Raw genomic sequence first — 25301 nt, 5'->3', positions numbered from 1 at the left:
TCTCAGGCGGACGCTCCAGATTCGATGAGCCGCTGTGCCTTCGACCGGGACTGCTCGACGACCGACGGCCGCGCCTCGAACTCCATGACGACCTGATTGCCGTACTCGACGGTTTCGACGTGGGCGTTGTCGTGAATCCACGAGACGACGCTCATCGTGTCGTCTGTCATGGGCATGACGAGCCGTTCCCGTTTGAGATCCGGGAGCTCTTCGTGAATCCGCTCGCGGAGGTGGCTGACGTTCTGTCCGGTTTTGGCGCTGACGACGACCGGATTCGGAGCCAGCGCCGACAGCGCTTCCTTCGTCTCGCGAATCTCCGCCTCCTCGACCTTGTCGCATTTGTTGAGGACTGTCACGATCGGCGCTTCATTGCGCTCGTACAGCGTGTCGTGACTCGTGACGATTTTCTCACGGATCTCCTCGATCGGTTCGCTCACGTCGACGACTAGCAACACGAGATCCGCCCGGTAGACCGCATCGAGCGTCGACTTGAACGACTCGACGAGCCAGTGGGGCAGATCAGAGATGAATCCGACAGTGTCGGTCACCAGCACGTCCCGTCGGTCGAAATCGGCCTGCCGCGTGGTCGTCCCGAGGGTGGTGAACAGTCGGTCCTCAGACTCCGCGGTCGTATCCAAGTCCGGATGGAGATCCTCGTTTTCGTCGACATCGAGATCGGCCGCGAGCCGACGGAGCAGCGTCGATTTCCCCGCGTTCGTGTAGCCGGCCAGCGCGACCAGATCGAAACCGGATTCGCGGCGCTGTTCGCGGCGGTGCTGGTCGGTCTGTTCGATCTGGTCGAGTTCCTCTCGAATGCGAGCGATCTGGGCCTTGATATCCCGTTCGCGACTCTCGTCGTACTCACCGAGGCCCATGAAACCGGGTCGCTCGTCGCGTTTTGCCAGACTCGCCTTCGCCTCCGCGCGCGGCAGTTCGTACCGCAGTTGGGCGAGTTCGACCTGTAGCTGGGCCTTCCGGGTCTGTGCCCGCTGGGCGAAAATCTCCAGAATGAGCCGGAAGCGGTCGATGACACGGACTCCTTTCGGAAGTTTATTTCCGATATTGAAGGTCTGGTAGGGACCCAGTTCGTTGTCGACGAGGACCGCCGTCGCGTCGGTTCGAAGGACGCGCTCGGCGATGGTCTCGACTTTTCCTTCTCCGAAGTGGTATGCGGGGTCTTCCGTGCGGGTCTGTGTGACGATATCCTCGACGACGTAGCCCGCGGCACGCGCGAGTTCGGTGATCTCGTCAGTATTGGCTTCCCCCGCGTCGACGCGCTTTGCGATGACTGTTCGCTCTGGATTTCCTGTCACTCGGTCACACGTACGTCTCGATCACATATAAACCCAAAGTCCGTGACTGGAATACGGCGACAGGGATCTGCTCCGGGATGATTACCGTGTATCCAGGTCGTCTTCGTCTTTGATTATCTGAGTCTCGGCTTCGCCGCTAGAGACCTCGTTGACCAGATCGTAGAACTCGTTTTGCATCCCGGCGGGGAACTCGACGATGCCAATCCACGAGCCGTCGGGTTGCCACTCCTCGCTTTGCAGATCGCCGAACTCGCGGATCTGCGCCTGCCCGCTGCCCGCGTAATCCGCGGGGAGGTTCGCGGCGACGGTGATGGTATCGAACCGGATCGGGATCACCGGCCGCAGTGCGTCGAGCGCCTCGTCGACCTGAGATTCGACCGTCTCCATCGGATCGATCCGGAAGTCCGTCTCCTCCAGTGCGGACTCGATGCGGTCAGGCGGATGGGGCGCGTCGTCCATCTGGGGGTTGACCGCGTTGCGCGCAATCCGGTTGATGAGCTTGTTATGTTTTTTCTCTTTCATCTCCTTGCGCTGTTCGGCGGTGACCTGGATCTCACCGTCTTTGACCACCTCAGGGATGATCTCCAGCGGATCGGTCGTGCCGAAAACTTCCTCGAGGGCAGTTTCCGCCGGGCGGTCGCCACGCGAGGCGTCCTCGAAGACATCTTCGGCGGCGATCACGTCCTCCAAATCGCCGTCGAATTCGCCGCGTTTGATCGTCAGGGCAGCGTCCGGGTCGACGAGTACCTCGAACCGTTCCCCGTGGGATTCGAGTCGGGCTGTCACCGCTTCGTCAAGCGATATCATACCGTGCTCTACTTGTGGATGAGTTAAGTTTGTTGTGACACGAATTCCGGAGCGGCGGCCGCAAAACTCAGACCAGCCAGGCGTCGTCGATCTTCAGGGTGCCGCGAGTGCCGTCGAACTCCGTCTCGTAGTCGAGTTCGATGCGCCGGTCCATGTGCGGCCCGTCCTGCACCAGCGTCTCGAACTCGCCGCCCTCGCCCAGCGGGTGAACTCCGTACTCCTCCTGTAGCTCTGCGAGATCGGCCATCGCATCGGCATCGAGGGTGCGGCCGAGCCACGATTCGTCGAGGCCGCCCGCGGCGACGCGGATGACCGTAATCTCGAAGCCAGCGGTGAGCATATCTGCGGCGATCTGTTTGGGGTTGCGCTGCCACAGCGGTGCGAACGTGTCGATGCCGAGTCGCTTGCTCATTTCCTCCACACGTGAGTTCTGGAACTCGCTTTCGACCGCCCCGACAGTGACGCCACCGACTCCCCCTGGAAGTTCCTCGTCGAGATCAGAAAGAGCGTCCTCCAACACTGCGAGTTCGGCGTCGCCCTGTGCGCTCGCGTCGGTCGTCTCCTCCGCTCCGAACTCGTCGGGATGCACGTCGACCAGTTCGATTCCGATGCTCTCGGCGGCCAGCGAGGCGAGTTCCGTCGCGGGGACGTGATACATATACGAGTCTCCGTCCGGGTGGACGGTGAGCAATCGTTCGACCGGCAGTCCCTCTTCGAGCGCCTGATAGAGCGCCCACGAGGAGTCTTTTCCGCCAGAAAAAAGACTGACCCATGCGTCTGCTGTCATACTTTTCATATCGGAGTCCGAAATTTACGCTTGCCGATTGCTCCCGAGCAAACAACAGGTTCTTTGAACAGTCGACATTCGAGTCATCTATGCGGCGACGACGATTCATCGCGGCCACAGCCAGCACAATCACTATTGGAGTCGCTGGCTGTTTCGGGAACAACGACACCGAGAGTCCGCGGTCAGTCGTCCGCGCGTATCTCGAAGCCGAACACGAAGACGGCGATCCGGAGGCGATGGCCGAACTCCTGCACAGCGAGTCCCCCCTCGATCCCACCGCAGGCGATGATCTCGACGGTGGATCTCTTCAGCTCGACACGATAGCCGTCGAGGACCGGGACCTCTCCTCGGATGAGATCGAAAGCTTGCAGATGCGACTCTCCGGCGAGACGGCGAGCAGTATCGCCCAGCAAGAAAACGCGCTCGTCAAGGCAAAATACGAGATCGAGGCCCCCGAGCTATCAGGCAGTGGTCCCGGAGACGGAACGCCGAGCGGCCGAATTACCGTCCAGAATAGCTATCTCACCGCTGTGGAAGACGGTGACTGGCAAGTTGTCGCCTTCGAGATCATCTGAACCCAACGGATCACCGTTGTGCTCTGACCACTGTGATCGTCACCGAGCCACAGGAACACTCGTAGGCCCGACGCTCGCCTTCGGGCGTCTCGTAGACGAGCATACACTCCGCGTCCGATAGCGTCTGGTCGCATCCGTCGGCGTCACAGGTTAGAGAGAGGTCTTTGAGCATACCCGATCGTTCGGGGAGGGGATACCTATAACCGAGCCAACCCCGGAGTGAAAGTGAAAGTAACAGACTCAGAGCCGATGGCGAAACTCTCCGAGCGGCGGGAAGGACAGCGTCTCGCCGGCGTCGCTGTCTCGCACTGTCGGCGCGAGCGCGTCGGCGTCGGTCACGAGTGGGGACATGAAATCGCCGGCAGACATCTCGTTGATGCACACCCCTTGGACGAGTTTGTTGAACGACGGGAGCATGACGAGATTCCCGCCTCTGTAGACGCCGTCCCCGGTGAGCAGGCAGGGACGACGCCGCCCCTCGATCTCGATGGTCGGGTGATCGTGGCCGACGATGTACCGCTCTGCGTCGCTCTGCGGTTCGACGTGACCGTGACAGATGACGGTGTCGCCGATTCGGTACTCCGCCTCGGTCGGCCCCGACCAGACGGCCTCTAGCAGTGTATCGTGATTGCCCGGTGTAACGACGATCCGCGCACCGACGTTCCGGGCGGCCTCGTTCAGTCCCGCGAGTGTCTCTCTGACTGGTCCCGGAACAGACTCGAAGGAGTGCAATAGATCACCGGCGATGACGACTTCCTCGGGTTCGAACTCGGCACAGAGCGCGTCGAATCGTTCGACCATATCATCGCCTTCGCCGACCGGGAGTTCGACGTTCGAGGCCGCGCCACGACCGACGTGAAGATCGGACACGACGAGGACGCCGTTGACGTGAATTGCCAGATCCCGCACCGTGACTCCCGAAAGCGCCGACATGACTCTGCGTTGGGTGCCGACGATCAAATGGCTGCCGACCCGCGAGCGTTCAGGTGAGAATCAGCAGTGGGACGACGTGGAGGCTCGCGAATCCGAGTCCGAGCAGGATCGGCAGTCTCGGTGTCGATTGCCACAGAATGGAGTAGTCCCCGGACGGTCTCCCACGGTACAGCGTCGCGATGGCATCGAGTCCAGCGTAGACGAAGACGACCAGCAGAGAGGCGCTGAGGATGATGAGGCCGAGATCGGTATCGACGGCCAGTCCGACCAGTGTCCCGACCGGTGCGACGATCCCCGCTTGAACGAGTTCACCGGCCGCGGCGAATCGCTGTTCGTGTTCCCGTTCGGGGTCGTGCCGTTCGTACACCGAACGGTAGCGGGCCAACTCGGTCGGGGCGACCCACTCCTCGTCGTCTCGCAGCGCCACGTACCGCGGGAAGTACGGCGCTACGAGTCTGATGTCGTCGCTCGGAATCCCGACGATCCGCCGGCCGGCGTAGTAGTGGCCGAGTTCGTGGACGAGAATCACGGCCCAGATGACGGCGAAGACGAACGCGACGGTCGGAACGATGCCGCCGAACGGAGTGAGCGCAGACATACCACCAGGTCCGACCGCCGGCTACAAGAATCCGCTCGGTTCGGACATGAAAAGTTATGCGGCCGGGGTCGTCTCACTAGGGTATGCCATCGTTCTCACATCGTGTCGAACAGGTATCTATCAGCGGCATCCGCGAGGTGTTCGAGGCCGCCGGCGAGGATGCGATCAACCTCGGTCTCGGTCAGCCGGATTTCCCGACACCCGACCACGCCCGCGAAGCCGCCGTCGAAGCGATCCGTGCGGGCGACGCCGATGCCTACACCTCGAACAAGGGAACCGAATCCCTCCGCGAGGCAATCGCAGACAAACACGCGCGTGACAACAACCTCGATGTCGATCCGGAAGATATCATCGCCACTGCTGGCGGGAGCGAAGCCCTACACATTGCGCTGGAAGCCCACGTCGACCCCGGCGAGGAGGTCATCTTCCCAGATCCCGGCTTCGTCTCCTACGAGGCACTGACACACATCGCGGGCGGCACGCCACGACCGGTTCCGCTCCGGGAGGATCTCACCCTTAATCCGGCGATGGTCGAAGAGGCGATTACCGACGATACTGCTGCCTTCGTCGTCAACAGCCCCGCCAACCCGACCGGTGCTGTCCAGTCGCCGGAGGATATGCAGGAGTTTGCGCGGATTGCCGACGAGCACGACGTGCTCTGCCTCTCCGACGAGGTCTACGAGTACCAGATTTTCGAGGGCGAACACCGCACGCCCGCCGAGTTCAGCGAGAGCGACAACGTCGCTATCGTCAACGCCTGCTCGAAAGCCTACTCGATGACTGGCTGGCGGCTCGGCTGGATCACCGCTTCGACCGAGCGAATCGAGCGCATGCTCCGGGTCCACCAGTACGGACAGGCCTGCGCGAGCGCACCAGCCCAGTACGCCGCCGAAGCGGCACTGAATGGACCACAGGATGTCGTCGAAGAGATGCGCTCGGCATTCGAGCAGCGCCGTGACGTGTTGCTGGAGGGCCTCGAATCGATGGGACTGGAGTGTCCTCGTCCCTCCGGAGCCTTCTACGCGATGCCGAAGGTCCCCGACGGCTGGGTCGACGAAGTTATCGACCGTGGTGTCGTCGTCGTTCCCGGTGATGCCTTCGGCGACCACGGCGACGGTTACGCACGCATCTCGTATGCGACGGATATCGAGACGATCGAAGAAGCCCTGGAGATCATGGCCGAGGCGACCGACGCCGTCCAGTGAGGGTTGCAGGAGCCGACAGATCGATTATGGTCCGGACCAACTAGGTGTATGGATCAACTGTCTCCCCAGCACGTCCCGATGTACGAGACCGGATCACAGCGGCGCTCGCTCTGGGAGCGCTGTGATTCCGAGGATCGACCGGTCGTCGGGATCCGCAACGCGCGACGAGGATTTATCGTCCGGTACGACCTCCAGCATCTCGGTTCGGAACTCACGCCGTCGGCACTCAGACGGCTGCGAGCACAGACCCGGGCACAGCGAAGTTACCCGACGGGGACTACGGAGAGCTATCCAACAGGAACAGATCCGATCTCAGAGTCGGAAGGCGTTGGTGGGGAAGCAGGCCCCGTATCTGGTGAACTGCATACAGACAGCGAAGTGGAGGCACGAGAGTTAGCGTCACGACTGTCGGCAATCGTCTTCGACAGATCACACTGGCAGAACTGAAAGATTAAACGAGGTTCTGAAAGGCTTCGGACGGTTCGTCGAACTCCATCACTGTCTCGTCGAGGTCCTCTTTGAGATCTTCGGCCCGCTCTTTGATCTCCTGGACATCCTCGGACTGTTCGAGTTCCTGTGACGGCTTTTCTTCCTCGAGCAGTCCAATCTTCGTGTTCAGTTCGAGGAACTCGTCGACCTGTTCGTCGTACTCGCTGGCGGCGAGTTGGTTCTGGATCGCGGTGTGGAGGTCGTCTCTGTCGACTGGCTTCTGGAGATAGTTCTCGAACGGCATATCGACGATATCGAAATCCGGGTCGACCGCCGTTACCATGATGACACGACAATCGAGGTCGCGCTCTCGAATCTCGTCTAAGACTTCATCTCCCGAAATAGCCGGCATCCGGCGGTCTAGCAAGACAACGTCGACTGTAGAGTCTACGGCATCCAGCGCCTCCTCACCGCCGTAGGCCGTCCGAACCTCGTAATCACGTTGCAGCTGTGCTGTGTATGCATCTGCGACGGCTGTTTCGTCGTCCACGACCAATACGGTCGTGTCTTCCTCGGCAGCTCCCATGCTACCTCCTTCCCTCGCAGAAGGTTTGTAACTGCCGCCCCATTATCAGCATTGAGAATCGGGGCCCGAGATTATTTATCAGCTTCGACCCCTATGTTTTCTTTGATAGCGATTTCGAGGTTCTCGAGCTCTGCGTCGATATTCTTTTTGAAAAATCGCTCGACGCCGGGGACGCGGCCATCGACGCTGAAGGAGTTGCGGAGTTCAGTAACGCCGTCGACCTCGGTTAGTTCGTGTTCACCGAGCACGCGGAAGGCTTTGGAGGTGCCGACGAACTCGACGTACTCTGGCGGATCGCGGTTTTGATCTTCTGTCTCGATCCGAATCGTCCGATCACTGAGCGGGATCGGCAGGGAAACATGCCAGACCGCGTTTCCGTTCTCGAGTAACTCGAAGTCCTCGACGACACTGATCGGCTGTGCTCGTTTTTCCGCGTCGTCGATAAATTCCCAGACGCGCTCCCGAGAGGCGGGAATCGTCACGACTCGCTCCGCGCGAACAACCATACTCCCCGTTACGGGTAAGCGAATAAAAACACCTAGCTGCGAGTGACTCGCCACGTCGTCGACCGGGCGCGTCCCCACTTTTCGATCTCGACATCGTCGGACTGTTCGTCGAGTTTTGGCAGCCGCGCACCGACTTGCTTCGAGGAGAGCCCGAGCTGTTTGGCGATGGTTTTCGAGCGAATATACTGTTCGCCCCGGGAGACGCTCTCCCGCAGATAATCGAGGATCTCTCGATCCGTCTCACCGAGTTCTGTCATTGAACGAACCTACGTGTGCGAGCGTCTTAAATTTGCAGTTGTTCGCCGCTGTTGCGGGAGTGGTCGCTGGCCGCGCTTACTCGTAGAGGTGGACTGCGGCGACGGCGATTCCAGAGGCCAGCAGCGCGACGGTCAGAAAGACCCCCGAGAGCAGTTGCATGGTCTCGTCGTGGTTCGCGAAGGAGAGGAACGAACTGCCTGCCATGGCAATCGCCCCAAGTGCCCCGATGATACCGAACGTTAGCACGAGCCCTTTGCCGAGATCGGAACTCTGCGTCGTCTCTGCCATACCTGTGCTTTCGCAGGTCGGTACTTAATATATGCGATCCGCCGGGAGCTCATCGACCGAGTTGCCAGCCGACCAGCACCCGCCACGGAACGAGAAAGACGGTTCCGAAGACGACGTTCGCCAGGAGGAACGAAACTGGGGCAGATCCCGGAACGAGACTCGTCGAACGAATGAATCCGCCGATCAGGGCCGCGCCGACCCAGACGACGATCACCGTTGGCACCGCTCGTTTGAGTTTGACCAGTTTCCCGGGGACGAACAGCCCTGCCGGAATCGCGAGCACCAGCCAGCCGACGACGACCGGCAATGTGATTAGAACGGTCCGAGCGGGGGCTTCCCAGGGGAGGTAACCGTGTGAGATCTGTCCCGTCGCGATGAAGGCGAGCAGGACGAACAAATCACCAGCGAGTACGGCAGCCATCGACGGCGTCGTCGGAAGACGAGCGCCGAGAAGCGGTCGCATCTGTTGTCCGTAGCTCATAATGTACTACTCTATCCACCGCTTTGGACCCATTCGGCTTTTATGTATCGCTCCCTCCCACCAGTTGGAAAGCGGCCAATCAGACGACGCTACCGATGCGGTCGACCGGCATCACCGAGTAATCGATCGAGAGTGTATCCTGCGTCGCGCGGATTTTCCCGACGAACGTGGAAATGTTCTCCAGACTCCCCTCCAGAATGAACAACTCCATGCAGTAGTGGTTTCCCACGTGGTTGTGGACGTGAGAGGTCACGAGATGCTCGTACTCGTGGCGCAGGTGCATCATCTTGTGTTCGACATCGGTCGACTCGAAATCGAACAGCACCGTCACCACTCCCATGAGATCACGGTCCTCGAGCTTTTTATCCTCGAACTCCGTCAGGAGGTTCCGTGACGCCTCCCTGACGACTTCGCTCCGGCCGGTGTAGCCGTGTTCCTCGGCGAAAGAATCCAGCCGTTCCAGCAACTCGTCCGGCATCGAGACACTGACAACTGTCATGTATTAACTCGTGGGGGCCAGAGTAGTAGAATCTTATTATCAACGGAGACGAACACACTGTTGGACACTGACTTCTCTGCAGTGACGGCTGACTGGACCGATTTAGAGGCGGTCAGCCGCAGCGCCCAGACTGAGTCCCGCCCCGATGATGAACAGCACGGCACCGATTGCAATGTTCGTCGGTGCCTCCGGCGTGAGCGCCGGGTAGGCACTCACCTGCCCTGACAGCGCGGCCAGTACACCGAGTGTCACGAACAGCACGCCGCCAAGACCGATGAGCGTGCCACCGATCACACCGAATCTGCCGGCAGTATCCTGTTTCTGGAGAGCGACATCGACCTGATTCTCGACGGTATCGCCGATATCGTTTTCCAGCGCCTGAATCCGCTCGCCGACCACTTTCTCGATTCGGTCGACTCTCCCGTCGAGCGACTCGGCGACGCGTTCGTCGACGTAGTGTTCGAGAACCTCCTCTTTCTCGTCGAGTTCGCTGGCCCGCTGATCGAGGGCCTGTTCTTCCTGCTTAATCCCGGCTTCTCTGTCGTCGAGCTCCGCTGCTCGCTGGTCGAGTTCCGTCTCCCACTCGTCGAGGTCGGCCTGCCGGCCCTGGAGCTGTTCCTCGAACTCCTGTAGTTCGTCTTCTCGTTCGGAAAGCTCGGATTCGTGCTGGTCGAGTTCGGCCCGAAGCTGATCGAGCCCGCGTTCGCGCTCGTCCAGTCGTCGCTCGCGCATCGCGAGTTCCTCCTCTCGGGAAAGTTCCTCGTCCTCGTCTTCCGGCGGTTCTTCGCCTTCTTCGTCGGCCACAGGTTCCGCGGACTGCTCACCTTCGTCTTCGCCAGCCGTCTCGTCTCTCTCCTCGCTGGGCTCGTCGGATGGTTCAGATTCAGCGTCGGCCGTGGAGTCAGACTCTACCGGCTCCTCGTCAGTCGCTTCGTCGTCATCAGTGTGTTCTGGCGCTGTGAGGTCACCAGCATGTGATTCTCCCTCATTACTCATGTGTACTCAACCTGTTCACACCCCGTCATGTAACTCTTTGGGGTTCTCGGAGACGAACGCCCGCCGTCGAAAGCGTTCGCGAACTAGAAAAGAGAACCGGCCCACCGAATCGGCTTATTCGGGCGTTCTGGTCGTCAGTTCGACGGCATGGATATCGGTCGTCATGTGGTCGTCAAGCGCATCGTAGACCATGTCGTGCTGCTCGACGAGAGATTTACCTTCGAAGGCAGGAGAGACGACAGTCGCAGCGAGGTGGTCGTCGTCGTCGACCCCTCGGGGTTGACCGACTTCGGCAGTCGCGTCGGGAATATTCGATTCGATGATTGTTTCGACTTCTTCTGGTGTCATATCTTCACGAACGTGTTCGAGGTGAAAAAACGTCCCGGCATACAATCGCCGGGACCGAACCACTCACAAGGTATGACGACGATGTGTCAGTATGCCCGCCGGTATCGAGCCGATACAGATCGGCGTCATCACCGCCCTCCTCGTCTCCATCGGTTATCTCTGGCTGCTCGTGGGCCACGGTCACTGGTACGACAGACTCGCCGAGCGGTTCGTGTTGGGTGTGCCGTGGGGAACTGTGCTCTGTATCACCGGCGTCGTGCTGTTCTATCTGTTCGCACAGAGTGGGTTCTCACACTGGAGCTCGCCGGTTACGCTGCCCTTTCGTAGTTGGTCGTACTACTATCCGCTGGGGCTGCTCACCTCGGCGTTCGCCCACGCGAACCCATCCCATCTGATCGGGAATATGATCGGGACACTCGTACTCGCCCCACTCGTCGAGTACGCCTGGGGCCATTACCCTCCAACCAGGACCGACACCGACTACGAGTACCCGCCCCCGGGCGAGATCAGCGGGACCGAACAGCCTGTCGAGACCGAGTCACGATGGGAGACGCCGTGGGTTCGGGCATTGGTGGTCTTTCCGGCAGTGGTCGTCGTCGTCTCGCTGGCGACCTCCGTGTTCGCCTTCGGCTGGTCGCTTGGCTTCTCTGGAACCGTCTACGCATTCGGTGGGTTCGCCGTCGTCTACTTCCCACTCCTGACCGTCATCGCGATGGTCGGATTCACTGGGACCGCGATCGTCATCAACACGCTGCTCGATCCGGTGGTGAGAGCAACGGCGGAAGCTGGCTCCTCCGGCCCTCCGGGCTGGTGGGGCGTCAACGTACAGGCCCATCTGCTCGGATTCCTGCTCGGGGTGATGCTCGCACTCTACTTGTTGCACCGGCGAAACGAGACGCGACGCCCGGCGATCATCTTTTTCGCGACGCTTCTGTTCGGCCTCTCCCGGCAGCTATACGTCTTCACCGACTCACCAGAAGACGACGTCTTCCTCCAGTTACGCGGCGTCGGGGTCATTTTCGTGCTCGGATTGACGATACTCATCACGGCGACTATCGCGGCCGAAGAGAGGTCACTCCCCGGCCGTGTGACGGATATCTCGTGGGTCCCGACGATGCGGCTGGTCGCGCTGATCTGGATCGGTGCAATCGGAGTCTTGCTCTGGGCTGTCTGGTCGGGAACAATCGGCAGCGGATCCGTTCCGGTGTTCGGCATCGGGATCGTTCCCGTCCTGTTAATTCTGCTCATCTATCCGTTCTTCCCAGCGAATGGGCCGTCCCGGATCGGATCGCAACTCTCTCGACGGGATCTGCTATTGTTATCACTCGGCTTGATTATCGCGGTCGTCGCCTTGCCAAGTGTTATCACGAATGCGATCCAGATGAGTGACGATCCGGTCCCGGACGCGGAGAGCATCTCGATCGACGGATACGAGGTGACCTATGCGGAAAACACACCCCACGGCCGCTTCGGGACCAACGAGAGCGGCGTCATCATCGTCAACGAACGACGAAACATCTGGAGTTCGACTGTCGACAAAAGCGACCTGAAAAACAGCGGGGAGGTGACGGTGCCTGTCGGTGGCATGGGGTGGCGCGAAACGGTAACGGTCAGACGGCACGGATGGAACGTCGACGGTGGCGGTTCAGCGTATATCGTCGATCTCATCCACGACGACGAAACGGTCCCGACGTTCCGTTCGAGTCCCGCCGAGGCACGGGCGCAGATCGCGAACAAAACTGTCGCCGTCGAAGTCATCCGAGACCAGTTCGTGCTGAACGTCACCCGTGGGGACACGAATGTCGGCGCGGTACAGATCCCGGCAGTCGGCGAATCGAGCAGTCTCGGGACTCTCGAATTCGAGACTGAAGCGACCAGCGGAACGGCGTCGGTGTTCGCGCGTGAAAATGGGACCCGGGTGTTGATCGCCGAGCGGGAACAGTCCGGCTGAGGTTAGCTAACGGGCTTGGAGATCTGTTTGACCGTTCGTTGTGCGGCCAGCGCCGCCGGGTAGACAATGTGATCGACGTGATCGAGATGCGCGTAGGCTTCCTGTCCGTCGTCGTCGATCCGCAGATGCGTCTCGGCATCGGGTGCGATCTCGCTGGCCAGTTCACAGACCGAGAGATTCGTTTGGACATCGTCAGTCAGGGCAACAACGATATCTGCCGTCTCCGCGTTTGCCTCCTCGAGCGTCGCTAACTCCGTCCCGTCTCCCTCGATGACACGACCCGCAAGCGGGTTTGGAAACTGCTCGCACATCGCCGGATCTTTCTCGATAACCGTTACCATAAAACCGTCGTCCGTAAGCTTCGCCGCACTGTGTCGACCGACGCGGCCGCCACCCACGATGATGATCTGTCTGAGCATCTTCCTACCGCCAGATAGAGAACAAACAGATAAACCAGTAGAGATACCCCTAGAAATTACCTGAATACCCAACAAAAATCAATATCTGAGTACGATCATACACTAAAAACCCTCAGTAGTTTACTTCATCCGACTCAACTGGATTTAATCTTGAGATGTTCGATACCTCACGAAAGTCATTCACAGAACGGTGCCGTGTTTCTTGTCCGGGAGTTCTTTCTCGACAGTCTCGTAAAAGTCGAAGCGGTTGGTGAGTTCGGTCCTGAGCGTGCTCGGTGGCACAATTTCGTCGATGACGACTTCGCTTGCCATCCGATGTACGTCGATATCTTCGCGGTACTCCTCACGAAGTTCCTCTTCTTTCTGCGCGCGCTCCTCTGGGTCGTCGATTGCCGCGAGTTTGTTCGCGTAGACGGCGTTGACCGCCGCTTCGGGGCCCATGATCCCAATTTCCCCCGAGGGTAACGCGATGGTGGATTCGGGTTGGTAGGCCGGACCAGCCATCGCGTAGATGCCCGCGCCGTAGGCTTTCCTGACGATGACCGACTGCGTCGGGACTGTGGCCGAGGAGGTGGCGTAGATCATCCGCTTCCCCTGTTCGAGAATTCCTTCTTTTTCGACCTGTGACCCGGCCATGAATCCGGGCGTGTCGCAGAGGTAGAGCAGTGGAATGTTGTAGGCGTCGGCGGTCCAGATGAACTGGGCGGCCTTCTGGGCAGCGTCGGGGAAGATTGCGCCGGCCCGCTTCGCTGGCTGGTTGGCCACGATGCCGACCGGTCGGCCGTCGATTCGCGCGAAGGCAGTGATGATCTCGCTGCCGTATTCGGGCCGGAGTTCGAGCACTGAGCCCCGATCCACGACCCGCTCGATCACGTCGTGCATGTCGTAGCCCTTGTTCGGTGACTGTGGGACCACCGAGTCGATCCCTTCTGGTGATTTTTCGGGCTCGACAGGATCGCTGTGGGGTGGTTTGTGGTCGCTGTTACGCGGCAGATAGCTCATCAACTGAGCCACCAGTTCGCGGGCGTGTTCCTCGTCTTCGGCGATGAGATCCGCACTCCCCGAGACGCTGGTGTGCATCTCCGCACCCCCGAGTTCCTGCATGTCGATTTCCTCGCCGGTGACCATCTTCACCATCCGCGGTGAAGCGATGGCCATCGCACTCACGTCCCGGACCATGATAGTAAAATCAGCGAAGATGGGGGTGTAGGCTGCCCCGGCGATACAGGGGCCGTAGAGGACGCAAATCTGCGGGACGCGACCGGAGAGCATCGAGTGGTTGTAATAATATTTCCCGATCCCCTCGCGGTTGGCGAAGAAACCGGTCTGCTGGTCGATCCGGCCGCCCGAGGAGTCCATCAGGTACAGCACTGGTCGGCCAGTCTTGAGCGCGCGGTGTTGCATCCGGAGGAACTTTTCGACGCCTTTCTCGGCCATCGACCCCGCCTTGACCGAGAAGTCGTTGGCCATGAAGTGGACATCGCGGCCCTCGAACTCCGCCGCGCCTGTGAGCAAGCCGTCCGCCGGCAGTCGATCCTCGGAATCGACCTCCGCGAACTTGCCGTCCTCGAAGGCGATGCCGTCTTCCCCGAACCAGAGGTCGAGTCGGTTACGGACGAACAGTTTGCCTTGCTCTTCGAGGCGGTCGCGGTACTTTTCGGGGCCGCCCTGTTCGATGTCTTCGATTTCTTCCCGAAGTCGCTGCTCCCGTTCTGTTGGGCCGAAGTCGTCGTCTGTTTCGGTACCTGCGCTGTTGGTCGCTGCTGGCTGGTCGAACGTCGCCAGCGGGTCGTCGCCGCCGCGTGCGTACACTTCGATATCGTCGTCGAGATGCTGGGCGAGTGCCTTGGCGATGATCTGGGCGTCCTGTTCGGTCGTCTCGGGTTGGACACGAATCTTCATCAGTACGATTTCGGGAAGCCGAGTTGCTGGCTGATGTGGTTGTACGCCATCTGCTGGGTCACGGGGGCGAGTCGGGTGAGATTGATCTCGCGCCACCACCGCTCGACATCGTACTCTTTGGCGTAGCCCCACCCGCCGAAGGCCTGCATCGACTGCCTGACAGCCTCGATACCCGCCTCGACGGCGGTCGCCTTGGCGACGTTGGTCTCGTAGGCGCAGTCCTCGCCGTTGTCGAACTTCCAGGCGGCCTTCTCACGCATCACCGAGGCGGTTTCCATCTGGGCATAAGCTTTCGTGATCGGGAAGGAAACACCCTGGTGTTCGCCGACGGGCCGGCCAAAGACTTCGCGGTCGTTCGTGTATTCGATGGCGGCGTTGGCGGCGAGTTTGCCGATTCCCGTGCCCGCGGCGGCGAAGCCGATCCGCTCGGGGTTGATCATGTGGACCAGCGGTTCCCAGCCGTCGTCTTCTGATCCGAGCAGATTCTCCTCGTGCACCCGCACGTCGTCGATAAAGACCTCACAGGAGTTCGAGTAGTTGATCCCGTGTTTCGGTATCGGGGAAGTTTCGATCCCTGGATCGTCCATGTCGACGATGAACAGTGAGATGCCGTCGGTCCCGCGCTCGACTTCGGATTTCGGGGTCGTGCGCGTGACGAGAATGATGTTGTCGGCGATGTCGGAGAAAGTGATCCACGCCTTCTCGCCGTTGAGAACGAACTCGTCGCCGTCGCGTTCCGCTCGCGTGGCAACGTTGAGCGTGTTCGTTCCGGCTTCGGGTTCGGTGATTCCGATCGAGAAATTCCGGTTCCCGGCGGCGATATCGGGCAGATACGCCTCGCGCTGTTCCGGCGTGCCGAAGTCGCGAATCCCCAATGCAGCCATCCCTCCAGTGAGGACGAGATACCAAGTGCCGGCCATCCCACAGCCCTCAGCACAGAGCGTCTCCATCGCCAGTCCCATCTCCTGCATCCCCATGCCTGCGCCTTCGTACTCCTCGGGAATGAGCAGGCCGTGGAAATCCGCAGCAGCCAGTTCGTCCCAGAAGTCGGCGGCGAACTCGCCGCTTTCCTCCTTCTCGCGCCAGTACGCCGGCCCGTACTCCCCCGCAATCTCGGCCGCGGTCGACCGGATCAGATTGTGCGTCTGGTCAGGGCTAAAATCCATACGTAGGCGTATGTGAGTCCGTCTCTTAGTAGTTGGTATCAGTACGGGTGCTGTCTCTCCGAAGGCCACAGTTGGTGTAACCCCCATCTTTAATATCCTGTCAACCGCCACTGCTAGCGTGGTTTACGAGACGGGAAACCGAACGATCGATGAGGCGGTGCGGCGAGTGCTCGACGGCGAGACACTCGACCGGACCGATGGACTGGCGCTTTACGCACAGCCAGTCGAGGAACTCGCCGCCGGCGCGGATCTCGTCCGACAGCACTTCTCGGACGGGACCGTCGACGCGTGCAGTATCGTCAACGCCAAAGCCGGCAACTGCGCCGAAGACTGTGGGTTCTGTGCGCAGTCAGTTCATTTCGACACCGGCATCGACACCTACGACTTTCTCGGCCCGGAGAAGGTCCTCGATGCCGCGAAACGAGCCGAAGCCGACGGTGCTCAGCGCTTTGGCATCGTCGTCGCCGAGAAGGGCGTCTCGAAAGAGAACCGCCCCGACGAGTGGGAGGAGATCTGCGAGGCGATCCGGCTGATCCGCGACGAAACCGACGTGGAAGCCGACGCCTCGCTGGGCCTGCTCACCGAGGAAGAGGCCGCTGAACTCTCCGAAATTGGCCTCAACCACTACAATCACAACATCGAGACCTCCCGCCGGTACTTCGACGAGATTGTCAACACGCACGACTTCGAGGATCGACTCGTGACGCTACGCCGCGCCAAGGAGGCCGGAATGGACCTCTGTACCGGCGTCATCCTCGGAATGGGCGAAACACCGATGGATCGGGTAGACGCCGCCATCGAACTGCAGGACATCGGCATCTCCTCGCTGCCGGTCAACATTCTCAATCCGGTCGCGGGGACACCGATGGGAGAGCAGGACCACGCCGACATCACCAAGACGGGGATCATGAAGACCATCGCTGTCTACCGCTTCCTCCACCCGGACGTGCGAGTCCGGTTGACTGGCGGCCGCGAGGCGAATCTCGCGCCAGAGGATCAGCACCTGCCTTTCGAGGCGGGTGCCGACGGCCTGCTGACCGGCGATTACCTCACCACGGAGGGGCAGGACCCTGGCGATGATATCGATATCATCCAGCGAGCGGGCCTGGAACCGAACCGCTCGTCGAATGCCTTCGATCCGAAGGCTGTGAAGGACCGACACCGTGAGCCGAACCCGGGGAATGCAGCGGGAACGGCCACGAGCAACGCAGCGAACATCGACGACTAACTATGGACGACGTACACTTTGCGGTACTGGGAACTGGTGGCATCGGACGACGCGCAATCGAATACTCGAACTCGAAAGAACACCTCACGCCCGTCGCGGCCTGTGACCGCGACGGCGTCGCAATCGATCACGACGGACTCGACGCGGACGAACTCCTCGCCGCAACGGAAGGGAACATCGCCTCCGACGGCGGCGCAACAGCAGTCAAGCAGACCGGCGAACAGCAGGGCGTCGTGGCCTCTGCACAGGCCTCGCCGACTGAGACACCGATCGACGACATCATCGCTGAATCGGATATGATCGATGCCGTCCTGATCGCCCTGCCGAACCTCGAACACGATTTCATTCCGCGAGTTGCCGAGCGATTTGCGGAGGCGGACTACGAGGGGGTGCTCGTGGACGTGCTCAAGCGCTCGCGCGTGATCGGGATGCTCGACGACCGCGAGGAGATGCTCGAAGACAGCGGCATCACCTTCATCTGCGGGGCCGGCGCGACCCCCGGTTTCCTCACCGGCGCGGCCGCGCTCGCCTCCCAGTCGTTCGTCGAGATTGAAGAAGTCGAGATCTGGTGGGGCGTTGGACTCAAATCCGGCTACGAGGACAACCGCGGCACGGTCCGAGAGGACATCGCCCACCTCGACGACTACGATATCGAGACCGCGCGCAGCCTCACTGACGAGGAGATCGAAGAGATTGTCGACGAACACGACGGCGTCATCGAGTTTAACGACATGGAACACGCCGACGACGTACTCCTAGAGCGGGCTGGAATCTGTGACGCCGAGGATGTAACCGTCGGTGGTATCCTCGACGTTCGCTCCGACGAGAAGCCGACGACGACGACAGTTCGCGTCACAGGACAGACCTTCGACGGGGAGCGCGGGACGAACACCTTCGAACTCGACGACGCGACGAGCATGGAAGCCAACGTCAACGGCCCGGCGCTGGGGTATCTGAAGACCGGTGTCCGCCGGAATCGTGCCGGCGAGTACGGCGTCTTCGGGCCGGCGGAACTGATGCCCGGCTTCTGAGATGTCGTTGCAGACCGGGTTCGGGTTCGGACTGGCGAAGCGACTGCGAGAGCGTGAGGCCGAAGGGCTGCGACGGAATCTCTCGCCGATCGAGAGCGTCGCCGCCACCAGCCGCATCGCCGAGGATCCAAAGGGAGAGAAGCCGACATTTGGCGACGAACAGACGATTTTCGCGGCGAATAACTACCTCGGATTGGCTGGCGACGAGCGCGTCGCCCGGGCGGCAGCAGACGCCGCACGAACAGTCGGAGCGGGCGCAGGGGCGTCTCGTCTCGTCGTCGGCGACACACCGGCCCATCGCTCGCTGGAGCGAGCGCTGGCCGAGCGGAAAGACACAGAGCGAGCACTCGCCTTTTCCTCTGGTTACGCCGCGAACGTCGGCACGCTCACGGCGCTCTCTCCGGACGTGATCTTTTCCGACGAACTCAATCACGCGAGCATCATCGACGGCGCGAGGCTGTCCGACGCCGATGTCGAGGTGTACGACCACTGTGATGCGAGCGCGCTGGCGGACGCGATGGCCGAGCGTGAGCGAGAGGTGACACCCGGCGAGTCGTGGCTCGTCGTTACCGATTCGGTCTTTTCGATGGATGGCGACGTGGCGCCGCTGGCCGACATCTGCGATATCGCCGAGCAGTACGGCGCGTGGGTGATGGCCGACGAGGCCCACGCCACGGGCGTATACGAGGGCGGGATGGTCGGCGAATTAGGCCTCGAAGACCGCGTGCAGGTCCAACTCGGGACGCTCTCGAAGGCGCTGGGCGCGCAGGGTGGATTCATCGCCGGCAGCGAGACGCTGATCGAGTGGATACTCAACGCCGCGCGCTCATTCGTCTTCTCGACGGGTCTCGCGCCGCCAGCGGCGAGTGCGGCCGAGCGCGCGCTCGAACTCGCCCCCGAGCAGCGTGCGGATCTGTGGGCAAACGTCGAGCGCCTGCGGGACGGGCTCGAATCCGTGGGCTACGAGGTCTACGGTGAGACGCACATCCTGCCGGTGCTGGTCGGCGAGCGCGAAGATGCCATCGCTCTCGACGAGCGGCTTCGAGAGGCCGGCATCGTCGCGCCAGCGATCCGCCCGCCGACGGTTCCCGAGGGAACGAGTCGGATTCGAGTCGCGCCGCAGGCAACACACACCGAGCAGGACATCGAGCACTGTCTGGCCGCCTTCGAGGCCGCCGGCGAGGAGGTTGGACTGCTATGACTTTGGCCGTCGTCGGCACGGACACCGGAATCGGGAAAACCATCATCACCGCTGGACTCGTCTCAATGTTCCGTGAGTCGGGATACGATGCCCGAGCGATCAAGCCCGCACAGACAGCCTTTCCCGAGGACGACGACGCAGAATACGTCGCCGAGGCCTGCGGCGATGAGTCAGCGGGCGTGCGCCTCCGATCCAGACCAGAACCGCTTGCTCCCGCTGTCGCCGCCCGCCGAGCAGATGATCCGATCGAATACGAGTCGTTGCTGGACGATACCAGAAGAGCACTCGAAGACAGCGAGGTCGGAATCGTCGAGGGCGCGGGCGGGCTACGGGTGCCACTCTCGAACGATCCACAGCGTGAAATTGTCGATCTGGTCGCCGATCTTTCGGTGCCGGCGGTCGTCGTCTCCCGGTCTGGACTGGGGACGCTAAACCACACGGCACTCACTGTCGAGGCCCTCCGCAACCGGGATGTTCCGGTCGTCGGTGTCGTCCTCAACCAGTACGAGGGTGCAACTGTCGCCGAACGGACCAATCCCGACGAACTCGAACGGATGTGCGACTGTCCAGTCTGGACCGTTCCGACACTGTCGCTGTCCGAACCGGCGGACTCGACTGCCGTTTCGGATCATCTACCAGGGCCAGAGACGTTCCTGTAGCTTCCTATCCGGCAGGTTTATTTCACGCCCTGCCGGTGACAGCATATGGCTCGGGAGGATCGGGACCGACTCGCCGAGAAGATGGCCGGAGAGATCACGCTCAGCGACGATCCGGGGGCGACCCTGCGCAAGTGGCGAACTGATTTCGAGGTCGCTCAGACCCGTCTGGCCGACGAACTTGATGTCTCGCCGTCGGTCGTGTCGGATTACGAGAGCGGTCGGCGGGACAACCCCGGCATCGGCATGATCAGAGGTGCTATCGAGGCGCTGATCGCCATCGACGAGCGCAACGGCGGCCGACACATCCGCCAGTACGCCCGCGTGCTCTCTGCTGGCTTCGACAGCGCTGTCGTCCTCGATCTGCGGGAGTATCCCGCCAACATTCCGCTGGACCGCTACTACGAAGCGATCGACGCGACCGAACTCGTCCGAGGTAACCGCGACACAATCGCCGGCCACACCATCATCGACAGCATCGAAGCGATCCGCAAACTCTCCAGTGACGAGTTTTACAATCTCTACGGCGAGAGCACGAACCGCGCGCTCGTCTTCACCAATGTCACCCGAGGCGAATCGCCGCTCGTCGCGCTTCGTGTCGTCAAACCGACACCGCATGCAGTCATTCTGCACGGCATCGAAGAAGAGTCTGTCTGGGAGCACGCGGCGGATCTCGCCCGTGTCGATGGGTTCTCGCTGGCGGTGACTGATATCGAGCTAGAGACGATGCTCGAACGCCATCAAGAGTTGCCCTGACCCTACCTCTTTTTACTCCTTCGGGTTGCGAGCCACTGGCTCGCAACCGGCTCAGTCGCAAAAACTAGGGGAAAAACGACCTTCACGCTCGGCCGCTGGCCTCGCGTGAAGTGAACCGCGCCTTCGGCACGGATGCTAACTACTCGACGTAGGTGTACTTCCGCTCGCCCATCCGACCCCAGCCGTCGAAGACGAACTCGCCGTCCGGCGTCGTCAGCGGTTCCATATCCGTCTCGGCGTCGTGGTTGTGGACATCGTGGATCGCCTCGTACTCCTCGAAGGTGATCATTTCGCGATTCTCGATCTGTTCCTGGATGTTGAGCTGCTCGATTTCGTCCTTCCAGTCGGGCTGGACAGTCTCTGCGTGGATCTCTGCCTGCGCACCGCTGCCGTAGGAGGCAACGAGTAGCTGTCGCCCGGTGATCTCTCGACCCTCTTCGAGGGCTTCGGCGAGGCCCGCGGCGCGGGCGATGTGGACGGAGCCAGTGTACCAGTTGCCGACTTCCTCGGAAATCGCGAGTGTCGGTTCGACGGTCTTGGCGTACCACGCCTCGTATTCGTCTGTCTCACCGAGGGATTCGGTATACTCTTTGACTGCTTCGAGGTACGCCTCTTCGTCGTCGAACCCTTCACGCCGTGGCTGGCGTCCGATCTGTTCGGCGAGTTCGTCCTCGATTTCCGTGCCGCGGATACAGTGTCGATAGCCGAGCACTGCGGCCTTCCGAACCATGCCCGGGAACGGCGTGTGGAACGGAATCAGCGCGAAGTTGTCCGGATGGGTGTCCCCGCCCGCCCGCTCGAAGTCCATCATCGCCTCGCGCATGCGTGCGAGATAGACCTGCATCGAGCGCTTTCCGTCTACACTAGGGAACTGCTGGTTGGGTTTGAGAAAGTCCGTCTCGTCGGCGCTGCCGAAGCCCTGCGCGTCACCGAGGGCAGCCACGTTGGGATCCTTGTCGATCAACATCGCAACTGCGCCAGCGCCCTGGGTTGCCTCACCGGGGTCGTCACGCGCGTACAGCGCAGTATCGGTGGCGATGACCAGCGCTTTCCGGCCGCGGTTGCGGCCCGCGCGGATCCAGTTGTACGCGTCGTCGAGCGCCTGCGTCCCCGAGACACAGGCGAACTTCCGCTCGCCCTTGTTGGCGTGGTGGAAATCCCCCTCGTAGGTCTGTTCGAGACAGCCAGCCACATACGTCGAAATCGGCTTGGACTTGTCGAAGGAACTCTCCGTCGCCACGTCTATCCGGCCGATGTCCTGCGGTTCGAGATCCTTCCGTTCGAGCAGTCGCTTCGAGGCGTTGGCTGCCATCGTTACGATGTCTTCGTAGACATCCGGCAACGACGACGAATAAAGACCGAGCCCTTTCGTGTACTTGCCGGGATCGTCGTTTTGCGCCGGTGCGAACGTCTCCGCGAGGTCGAGTTCGAGTTTGCCTGCCCAGATTTCGATGCCGTCGATTCCTACGTCTGTCATACCTGAGAAATCGGTGAATAGCTATAAGTTTCTGTCGACTATTAGTTCGTCGATTGTCGAACCTTCTCCTATTTCATTGGAGGTGAATCCCTTTGACCGTCGGTACCCAGCTTTTCGTACTACCCTTCGGCGAAGTAGTACGTCTGGACGCGTCCGTCGGACAATCCGAGTGTAACCGTGATGTCGGCGTTCGCTTGGTCTGTAAATTGGACGTTGCTCAGTTGTTCGTCGAATCCACGGAAGTCTACGGTCACGTCATCGTCGTCGGCCGCGATTTCGGCGTACTGTCCCGTCGCATCGATACTATCGGCGACGAAGTCGTACGTCCTCCCATCAGCCTCGAAGCGATCGTCGTTACCGTTGCCAGCGCGGTTTGCTTCACCGCTTTGAGTTGCGCGCTGTATCGACAGTTCGGGGCTGTCTCCGTTATTGATTCTGACGTTGTTCGCAACACCGGTGGCATCAATCGAAAAGTTCTCTACGGTAACCTGGCTTGATCCAACGTTTTCCACGGTGTATGTGAGCTGACTGCCGTCGTTCACACCGGCAGATTCCACCGCCTGCAGCTGCTGGAACGTCGGATCAGTGACGTTGAACTGCGTCACCGCGGTATCGCCGTCTGCCCGACTCAATCCGACATCGTAGCTGTCTTGTGCAGTTGCACTGACTCCCGAGAGCGTTATATCGACGACCGAGCCGGCTGAGACACCGGTATCGGGCGCCGTGTACGTGATGTACACGTTACCGTTGTTACTGTTTTTACCCGCTGAGCCAGTTGAGACGGTTGACACCGACGCGTCACCGTAATCGACGCTTCCTTGCTCTGGCTCGTTCAACTCCACGGTGACGATTTCATCTGCACCGAGGTCGGTGGTCGGGGTGAAACTGATCGTCTGATCTTCGTTGTTCGTCGTCTCAATATCGCTGACCGACACATCTTGAAGTTGTGCGTCGCCGCTACCACGTGCAACCTCAAACGGATCCGTGATCGAGTCACCGCTGTCGCTTCGGGTAAACTCGATGGAGTACGGACTATTCTGATCTGAGAGTGATCCGACTGGAAGACTGCCGACACGGATTTTCACCGTCGTCCCTGCTGTGTCCGAACCTCCTGCGGTGTAGGTCAGTGTGGCCGTGTCAGAGTTCGCGTTGATCGAGGCACTTCCGCTCCCGCTAATCACCTTGTTGACGCTGCCGTAATCGACCTGTATCGGTGACTCGCCTTGGGCCTCGTCGAGGGTCACAGTGACCGTCTCATCCGAGGGTAACTCTTCCTCTAAGGTAAACTCGACAATCTGCATTTGGCTCCCCGCAGCGGGAACCAGATCGGTAATACGAGCGTTACTCAGCCCGCCAGCCTGTGTTACGCCGAATTTCTCGACTGTCACGTCGATCACGTCACCGCTGCCACCACCCCACGTGTACACTTTTACCGTTCCGTTCGCTTGGGGCTCGAAGGTCGTCGTCGCTGTCCCATCTGGGTCTGTCTGGACGACGTTTGGGGAGACAACCCCGATGTTTCGATTTTCGACCCCGAACTCGGTCGAGACGCCGTCGGCCGTCGGCACCGTCTCCATATCGAGGTCGAGACTCTGTGCGACCGTGTAGTTGAGCGTACAACTGGTCTCGTCGCAGTTTTCGGTTCCCGGTTCGTCGGCCGGACTCAGCCAGCGGACCTCGTAGGCCTGCTGTCCACTGTCCGTGGTGGTCGTAAACACGTCGACAACCATCGTCAAGTTCGTTGGCGAACTGTCGTCATACCCGGCCTCGATCGGACCGTCGATACTGAAATCGATCTCGTTCGGCCCCGTTGGAACTGTCGAATCGGTCTCGTAAGTGAAGGTAACTTCGCCGTTGCTGTTCGTCGTTCCGCTAGTATCGATCGTCCCCTCGGCTGCGTCGGCGTATACCTCTTCCCCGCTTAGCGGCCGATTAAAATCGTCACGGACTTCGAGCGTCAGTTCCACAGAGTCGCCACGTTCGACCTCGGTCCCGTTTCCTGAAAGACCGCTGAGATACGCCGATCCGGGCACGGTTGTCCCAGTCCCGACACCGACCTTTGCAAGTTGCAACTGGTAGGTCTCCCGGCTCTCGTCCAGTTCGATCCGCAGTAGCGAACGCTCCGAATCGGGAAATGCTCCGTCGACAGTCGTGACAGTGTGCTGTGATGGAATCAGTTCCTGCCAGCGTGATTCGGCCATCCGCGTCGGAAACTCGATCGTGATCGGGGCCGATCCTGTCTGTTCGATTTCGACCTGGCTGGTTTGGGTACTCAATGGTTCGAGATCGACTGACGTACTGTCGACACGGGTTTCGCTCAGAGAGCCATTGAGTGCCACGAGCGACAACCGCCCGTCCTGCACGATGGTCTGGTCGGTGATCGGCAACTGCGTTCCCTCGCGCTCAAAACGGTTGTACAGAACGCTCTGCTCGTATATCGTCGTCGGGGCGTTGTCGTACTGGTTGTAGGAAGGCCGATACTGAATCGCTCCACTGGAATACGACCGCGTCGTCCCGTCCCAGAAATCACCAGTTCCCACTGCTTCCGTGTCTGCCGCCTGTGCATTCGCGATGGAGATGTTGACTCCCGGTTCTGTCGTTCCGCGGGTTTCGAGCGTCCCGCTCACTGGCGGCGGATTCCGGAATATCGTTCGCGAGGGATACCGAACACCCAGATCGACCGTCGCCGAGCGCGTCGTCGCCGAGTCCGGCATCGAGTTCACCGTCGTCCGCAGTTCCGTCATCTGCTGCTGGACATCCTCGTTGTGGTTGAACTCGATTCCCTCGTTCTGGTCGGGTATGACAAACGCCTGCCACGTCGAGAGGAGAATGATGAGAATCCCGAACAACAGGACAGCCCCAACCTGAATTGACTGCGCTCTGTTATCCGATAGAAACCGCATTA

28 protein-coding genes are annotated in these 25301 nt (G+C 60.6%); 9 read left to right on the top strand and 19 right to left on the bottom strand.

The annotated features are described in order from the left end of the window. Positions 1-2: 2 nt before the first annotated feature. The 3 genes from hflX to V8P86_RS10455 form a co-directional block, all read right to left on the bottom strand. A complete protein-coding gene (gene hflX / locus V8P86_RS10465) occupies positions 3-1313 on the bottom strand; it encodes a GTPase HflX (RefSeq protein WP_336327208.1) in 1311 nt (436 codons plus the stop codon). Positions 1314-1394: 81 nt separating this feature from the next. Further along, positions 1395-2120, bottom strand: coding sequence for a ribosome assembly factor SBDS (locus V8P86_RS10460; protein WP_336327207.1), 726 nt, complete (start codon positions 2118-2120; stop codon positions 1395-1397). 67 nt (positions 2121-2187) lie between these two features. Further along, entirely contained in the window at positions 2188-2907 is a 720-nt protein-coding gene (locus V8P86_RS10455) for a diphthine--ammonia ligase (RefSeq protein ID WP_336327206.1), read from the bottom strand. Between the two features lie 89 nt (positions 2908-2996). Here V8P86_RS10455 and V8P86_RS10450 point away from each other — a divergent pair, with 89 nt between their 5' ends. Next, entirely contained in the window at positions 2997-3482 is a 486-nt protein-coding gene (locus V8P86_RS10450) for a hypothetical protein (RefSeq protein ID WP_336327205.1), read from the top strand. Positions 3483-3492: 10 nt separating this feature from the next. Here V8P86_RS10450 and V8P86_RS10445 read toward each other — a convergent pair whose 3' ends face one another. The 3 genes from V8P86_RS10445 to V8P86_RS10435 form a co-directional block, all read right to left on the bottom strand. After that, positions 3493-3654 carry a hypothetical protein gene (locus tag V8P86_RS10445; RefSeq protein WP_336327204.1) on the bottom strand — a complete coding sequence of 54 codons (162 nt, stop codon included), beginning with the start codon at positions 3652-3654 and terminating at the stop codon, positions 3493-3495. Positions 3655-3722: 68 nt separating this feature from the next. Then, complete coding sequence (locus tag V8P86_RS10440; protein ID WP_336327203.1) at positions 3723-4415, bottom strand: metallophosphoesterase; 693 nt, start codon at positions 4413-4415, stop codon at positions 3723-3725. Between the two features lie 49 nt (positions 4416-4464). Further along, entirely contained in the window at positions 4465-5013 is a 549-nt protein-coding gene (locus V8P86_RS10435; protein ID WP_336327202.1) for a hypothetical protein, read from the bottom strand. An 83-nt stretch (positions 5014-5096) separates the two neighbouring features. Between V8P86_RS10435 and V8P86_RS10430 the strand changes: the two genes are divergently transcribed. Both V8P86_RS10430 and V8P86_RS10425 read left to right on the top strand, forming a co-directional pair. Continuing rightward, the gene (locus V8P86_RS10430) at positions 5097-6218 is read left to right on the top strand and encodes a pyridoxal phosphate-dependent aminotransferase (protein ID WP_336327201.1); all 1122 of its coding nucleotides are present in this window, start codon (positions 5097-5099) and stop codon (positions 6216-6218) included. Positions 6219-6266: 48 nt separating this feature from the next. After that, the gene (locus tag V8P86_RS10425; RefSeq protein WP_336327200.1) at positions 6267-6665 is read left to right on the top strand and encodes a hypothetical protein; all 399 of its coding nucleotides are present in this window, start codon (positions 6267-6269) and stop codon (positions 6663-6665) included. 4 nt (positions 6666-6669) lie between these two features. Here the strand turns inward: V8P86_RS10425 and V8P86_RS10420 are convergent, their stop codons facing one another. The 8 genes from V8P86_RS10420 to V8P86_RS10385 all read right to left on the bottom strand — a co-directional run bounded on the left by V8P86_RS10420 (position 6670) and on the right by V8P86_RS10385 (position 10609). Next, on the bottom strand, positions 6670-7233 hold the full coding sequence (locus V8P86_RS10420) for a response regulator (RefSeq protein WP_336327199.1): 564 nt from the start codon (positions 7231-7233) through the stop codon (positions 6670-6672). A gap of 71 nt (positions 7234-7304) precedes the next feature. Then, positions 7305-7739: an SRPBCC family protein gene (locus V8P86_RS10415; protein WP_336327198.1), complete on the bottom strand. Its 435-nt coding sequence runs from the start codon at positions 7737-7739 to the stop codon at positions 7305-7307. 32 nt (positions 7740-7771) lie between these two features. After that, positions 7772-7996, bottom strand: coding sequence for a DUF7123 family protein (locus tag V8P86_RS10410; RefSeq protein WP_336327197.1), 225 nt, complete (start codon positions 7994-7996; stop codon positions 7772-7774). A 76-nt stretch (positions 7997-8072) separates the two neighbouring features. Beyond that, the gene (locus tag V8P86_RS10405) at positions 8073-8285 is read right to left on the bottom strand and encodes a hypothetical protein (protein WP_336327196.1); all 213 of its coding nucleotides are present in this window, start codon (positions 8283-8285) and stop codon (positions 8073-8075) included. 49 nt (positions 8286-8334) lie between these two features. Continuing rightward, positions 8335-8766 carry a DUF3054 domain-containing protein gene (locus V8P86_RS10400; RefSeq protein WP_336327195.1) on the bottom strand — a complete coding sequence of 144 codons (432 nt, stop codon included), beginning with the start codon at positions 8764-8766 and terminating at the stop codon, positions 8335-8337. A gap of 79 nt (positions 8767-8845) precedes the next feature. Then, positions 8846-9265, bottom strand: coding sequence for a CopG family ribbon-helix-helix protein (locus tag V8P86_RS10395; RefSeq protein WP_336327194.1), 420 nt, complete (start codon positions 9263-9265; stop codon positions 8846-8848). Positions 9266-9367: 102 nt separating this feature from the next. Then, a complete protein-coding gene (locus tag V8P86_RS10390; RefSeq protein WP_336327193.1) occupies positions 9368-10261 on the bottom strand; it encodes a hypothetical protein in 894 nt (297 codons plus the stop codon). Positions 10262-10375: 114 nt separating this feature from the next. After that, on the bottom strand, positions 10376-10609 hold the full coding sequence (locus V8P86_RS10385) for a BolA family protein (protein WP_336327192.1): 234 nt from the start codon (positions 10607-10609) through the stop codon (positions 10376-10378). 91 nt (positions 10610-10700) lie between these two features. Here V8P86_RS10385 and V8P86_RS10380 point away from each other — a divergent pair, with 91 nt between their 5' ends. Further along, the gene (locus V8P86_RS10380) at positions 10701-12560 is read left to right on the top strand and encodes a rhomboid family intramembrane serine protease (RefSeq protein ID WP_336327191.1); all 1860 of its coding nucleotides are present in this window, start codon (positions 10701-10703) and stop codon (positions 12558-12560) included. A 2-nt stretch (positions 12561-12562) separates the two neighbouring features. On the opposite strand, the gene V8P86_RS10375 is transcribed toward V8P86_RS10380, so the two are convergent. The 3 genes from V8P86_RS10375 to V8P86_RS10365 all read right to left on the bottom strand — a co-directional run bounded on the left by V8P86_RS10375 (position 12563) and on the right by V8P86_RS10365 (position 16047). Beyond that, complete coding sequence (locus tag V8P86_RS10375; RefSeq protein ID WP_336327190.1) at positions 12563-12979, bottom strand: potassium channel family protein; 417 nt, start codon at positions 12977-12979, stop codon at positions 12563-12565. A gap of 180 nt (positions 12980-13159) precedes the next feature. Next, positions 13160-14881, bottom strand: coding sequence for an acyl-CoA carboxylase subunit beta (locus tag V8P86_RS10370; RefSeq protein WP_336327189.1), 1722 nt, complete (start codon positions 14879-14881; stop codon positions 13160-13162). Beyond that, the gene (locus V8P86_RS10365; protein ID WP_336327188.1) at positions 14881-16047 is read right to left on the bottom strand and encodes an acyl-CoA dehydrogenase family protein; all 1167 of its coding nucleotides are present in this window, start codon (positions 16045-16047) and stop codon (positions 14881-14883) included. The genes V8P86_RS10370 and V8P86_RS10365 overlap by 1 nt, the downstream gene beginning before the upstream one ends. A 118-nt stretch (positions 16048-16165) precedes the next feature. Here V8P86_RS10365 and bioB point away from each other — a divergent pair, with 118 nt between their 5' ends. The 5 genes from bioB to V8P86_RS10340 are packed head-to-tail and all read left to right on the top strand — an operon-like array spanning position 16166 to position 20919. Continuing rightward, positions 16166-17275: a biotin synthase BioB gene (gene bioB / locus V8P86_RS10360; RefSeq protein ID WP_336327187.1), complete on the top strand. Its 1110-nt coding sequence runs from the start codon at positions 16166-16168 to the stop codon at positions 17273-17275. 2 nt (positions 17276-17277) lie between these two features. Continuing rightward, positions 17278-18306 carry a (S)-8-amino-7-oxononanoate synthase BioU gene (gene bioU, locus V8P86_RS10355; protein WP_336327186.1) on the top strand — a complete coding sequence of 343 codons (1029 nt, stop codon included), beginning with the start codon at positions 17278-17280 and terminating at the stop codon, positions 18304-18306. Position 18307: 1 nt separating this feature from the next. Further along, complete coding sequence (locus tag V8P86_RS10350; protein ID WP_336327185.1) at positions 18308-19507, top strand: aminotransferase class I/II-fold pyridoxal phosphate-dependent enzyme; 1200 nt, start codon at positions 18308-18310, stop codon at positions 19505-19507. Further along, complete coding sequence (bioD, locus tag V8P86_RS10345; RefSeq protein ID WP_336327184.1) at positions 19504-20166, top strand: dethiobiotin synthase; 663 nt, start codon at positions 19504-19506, stop codon at positions 20164-20166. Before V8P86_RS10350 ends, bioD begins: the two co-directional genes overlap by 4 nt. A gap of 45 nt (positions 20167-20211) precedes the next feature. Beyond that, positions 20212-20919 carry a helix-turn-helix domain-containing protein gene (locus V8P86_RS10340; RefSeq protein ID WP_336327183.1) on the top strand — a complete coding sequence of 236 codons (708 nt, stop codon included), beginning with the start codon at positions 20212-20214 and terminating at the stop codon, positions 20917-20919. Positions 20920-21058: 139 nt separating this feature from the next. Here V8P86_RS10340 and hmgB read toward each other — a convergent pair whose 3' ends face one another. Next, complete coding sequence (gene hmgB, locus V8P86_RS10335) at positions 21059-22396, bottom strand: hydroxymethylglutaryl-CoA synthase (protein WP_336327182.1); 1338 nt, start codon at positions 22394-22396, stop codon at positions 21059-21061. A 119-nt stretch (positions 22397-22515) separates the two neighbouring features. Continuing rightward, the gene (locus V8P86_RS10330; RefSeq protein ID WP_336327181.1) at positions 22516-25299 is read right to left on the bottom strand and encodes an Ig-like domain-containing protein; all 2784 of its coding nucleotides are present in this window, start codon (positions 25297-25299) and stop codon (positions 22516-22518) included. Positions 25300-25301: the final 2 nt, after the last annotated feature.

Origin of the sequence: Halovenus anhuiensis (assembly GCF_037080055.1) — an archaeon.
Taxonomy (GTDB): domain Archaea; phylum Halobacteriota; class Halobacteria; order Halobacteriales; family Haloarculaceae; genus Halovenus.
This window is presented reverse-complemented; position numbering and strand designations above follow the sequence as displayed.

Excerpts from the sequence above, each read along its gene's own strand:
- V8P86_RS10460 (WP_336327207.1), bottom strand. The coding sequence starts at position 2,120 with ATGATATCGCTTGACGAAGCGGTGACAGCCCGACTCGAATCCCACGGG.
- V8P86_RS10455 (WP_336327206.1), bottom strand. The coding sequence starts at position 2,907 with ATGACAGCAGACGCATGGGTCAGTCTTTTTTCTGGCGGAAAAGACTCC.
- V8P86_RS10450 (WP_336327205.1), top strand. The coding sequence starts at position 2,997 with ATGCGGCGACGACGATTCATCGCGGCCACAGCCAGCACAATCACTATT.
- V8P86_RS10445 (WP_336327204.1), bottom strand. The coding sequence starts at position 3,654 with ATGCTCAAAGACCTCTCTCTAACCTGTGACGCCGACGGATGCGACCAG.
- V8P86_RS10440 (WP_336327203.1), bottom strand. The coding sequence starts at position 4,415 with ATGTCGGCGCTTTCGGGAGTCACGGTGCGGGATCTGGCAATTCACGTC.
- V8P86_RS10435 (WP_336327202.1), bottom strand. The coding sequence starts at position 5,013 with ATGTCTGCGCTCACTCCGTTCGGCGGCATCGTTCCGACCGTCGCGTTC.
- V8P86_RS10430 (WP_336327201.1), top strand. The coding sequence starts at position 5,097 with ATGCCATCGTTCTCACATCGTGTCGAACAGGTATCTATCAGCGGCATC.
- V8P86_RS10425 (WP_336327200.1), top strand. The coding sequence starts at position 6,267 with ATGGATCAACTGTCTCCCCAGCACGTCCCGATGTACGAGACCGGATCA.
- V8P86_RS10420 (WP_336327199.1), bottom strand. The coding sequence starts at position 7,233 with ATGGGAGCTGCCGAGGAAGACACGACCGTATTGGTCGTGGACGACGAA.
- V8P86_RS10415 (WP_336327198.1), bottom strand. The coding sequence starts at position 7,739 with ATGGTTGTTCGCGCGGAGCGAGTCGTGACGATTCCCGCCTCTCGGGAG.
- V8P86_RS10410 (WP_336327197.1), bottom strand. The coding sequence starts at position 7,996 with ATGACAGAACTCGGTGAGACGGATCGAGAGATCCTCGATTATCTGCGG.
- V8P86_RS10405 (WP_336327196.1), bottom strand. The coding sequence starts at position 8,285 with ATGGCAGAGACGACGCAGAGTTCCGATCTCGGCAAAGGGCTCGTGCTA.
- V8P86_RS10400 (WP_336327195.1), bottom strand. The coding sequence starts at position 8,766 with ATGAGCTACGGACAACAGATGCGACCGCTTCTCGGCGCTCGTCTTCCG.
- V8P86_RS10395 (WP_336327194.1), bottom strand. The coding sequence starts at position 9,265 with ATGACAGTTGTCAGTGTCTCGATGCCGGACGAGTTGCTGGAACGGCTG.
- V8P86_RS10390 (WP_336327193.1), bottom strand. The coding sequence starts at position 10,261 with ATGAGTAATGAGGGAGAATCACATGCTGGTGACCTCACAGCGCCAGAA.
- V8P86_RS10385 (WP_336327192.1), bottom strand. The coding sequence starts at position 10,609 with ATGACACCAGAAGAAGTCGAAACAATCATCGAATCGAATATTCCCGAC.
- V8P86_RS10380 (WP_336327191.1), top strand. The coding sequence starts at position 10,701 with ATGCCCGCCGGTATCGAGCCGATACAGATCGGCGTCATCACCGCCCTC.
- V8P86_RS10375 (WP_336327190.1), bottom strand. The coding sequence starts at position 12,979 with ATGCTCAGACAGATCATCATCGTGGGTGGCGGCCGCGTCGGTCGACAC.
- V8P86_RS10370 (WP_336327189.1), bottom strand. The coding sequence starts at position 14,881 with ATGAAGATTCGTGTCCAACCCGAGACGACCGAACAGGACGCCCAGATC.
- V8P86_RS10365 (WP_336327188.1), bottom strand. The coding sequence starts at position 16,047 with ATGGATTTTAGCCCTGACCAGACGCACAATCTGATCCGGTCGACCGCG.
- bioU (WP_336327186.1), top strand. The coding sequence starts at position 17,278 with ATGGACGACGTACACTTTGCGGTACTGGGAACTGGTGGCATCGGACGA.
- V8P86_RS10350 (WP_336327185.1), top strand. The coding sequence starts at position 18,308 with ATGTCGTTGCAGACCGGGTTCGGGTTCGGACTGGCGAAGCGACTGCGA.
- bioD (WP_336327184.1), top strand. The coding sequence starts at position 19,504 with ATGACTTTGGCCGTCGTCGGCACGGACACCGGAATCGGGAAAACCATC.
- V8P86_RS10340 (WP_336327183.1), top strand. The coding sequence starts at position 20,212 with ATGGCTCGGGAGGATCGGGACCGACTCGCCGAGAAGATGGCCGGAGAG.
- hmgB (WP_336327182.1), bottom strand. The coding sequence starts at position 22,396 with ATGACAGACGTAGGAATCGACGGCATCGAAATCTGGGCAGGCAAACTC.
- V8P86_RS10330 (WP_336327181.1), bottom strand. The coding sequence starts at position 25,299 with ATGCGGTTTCTATCGGATAACAGAGCGCAGTCAATTCAGGTTGGGGCT.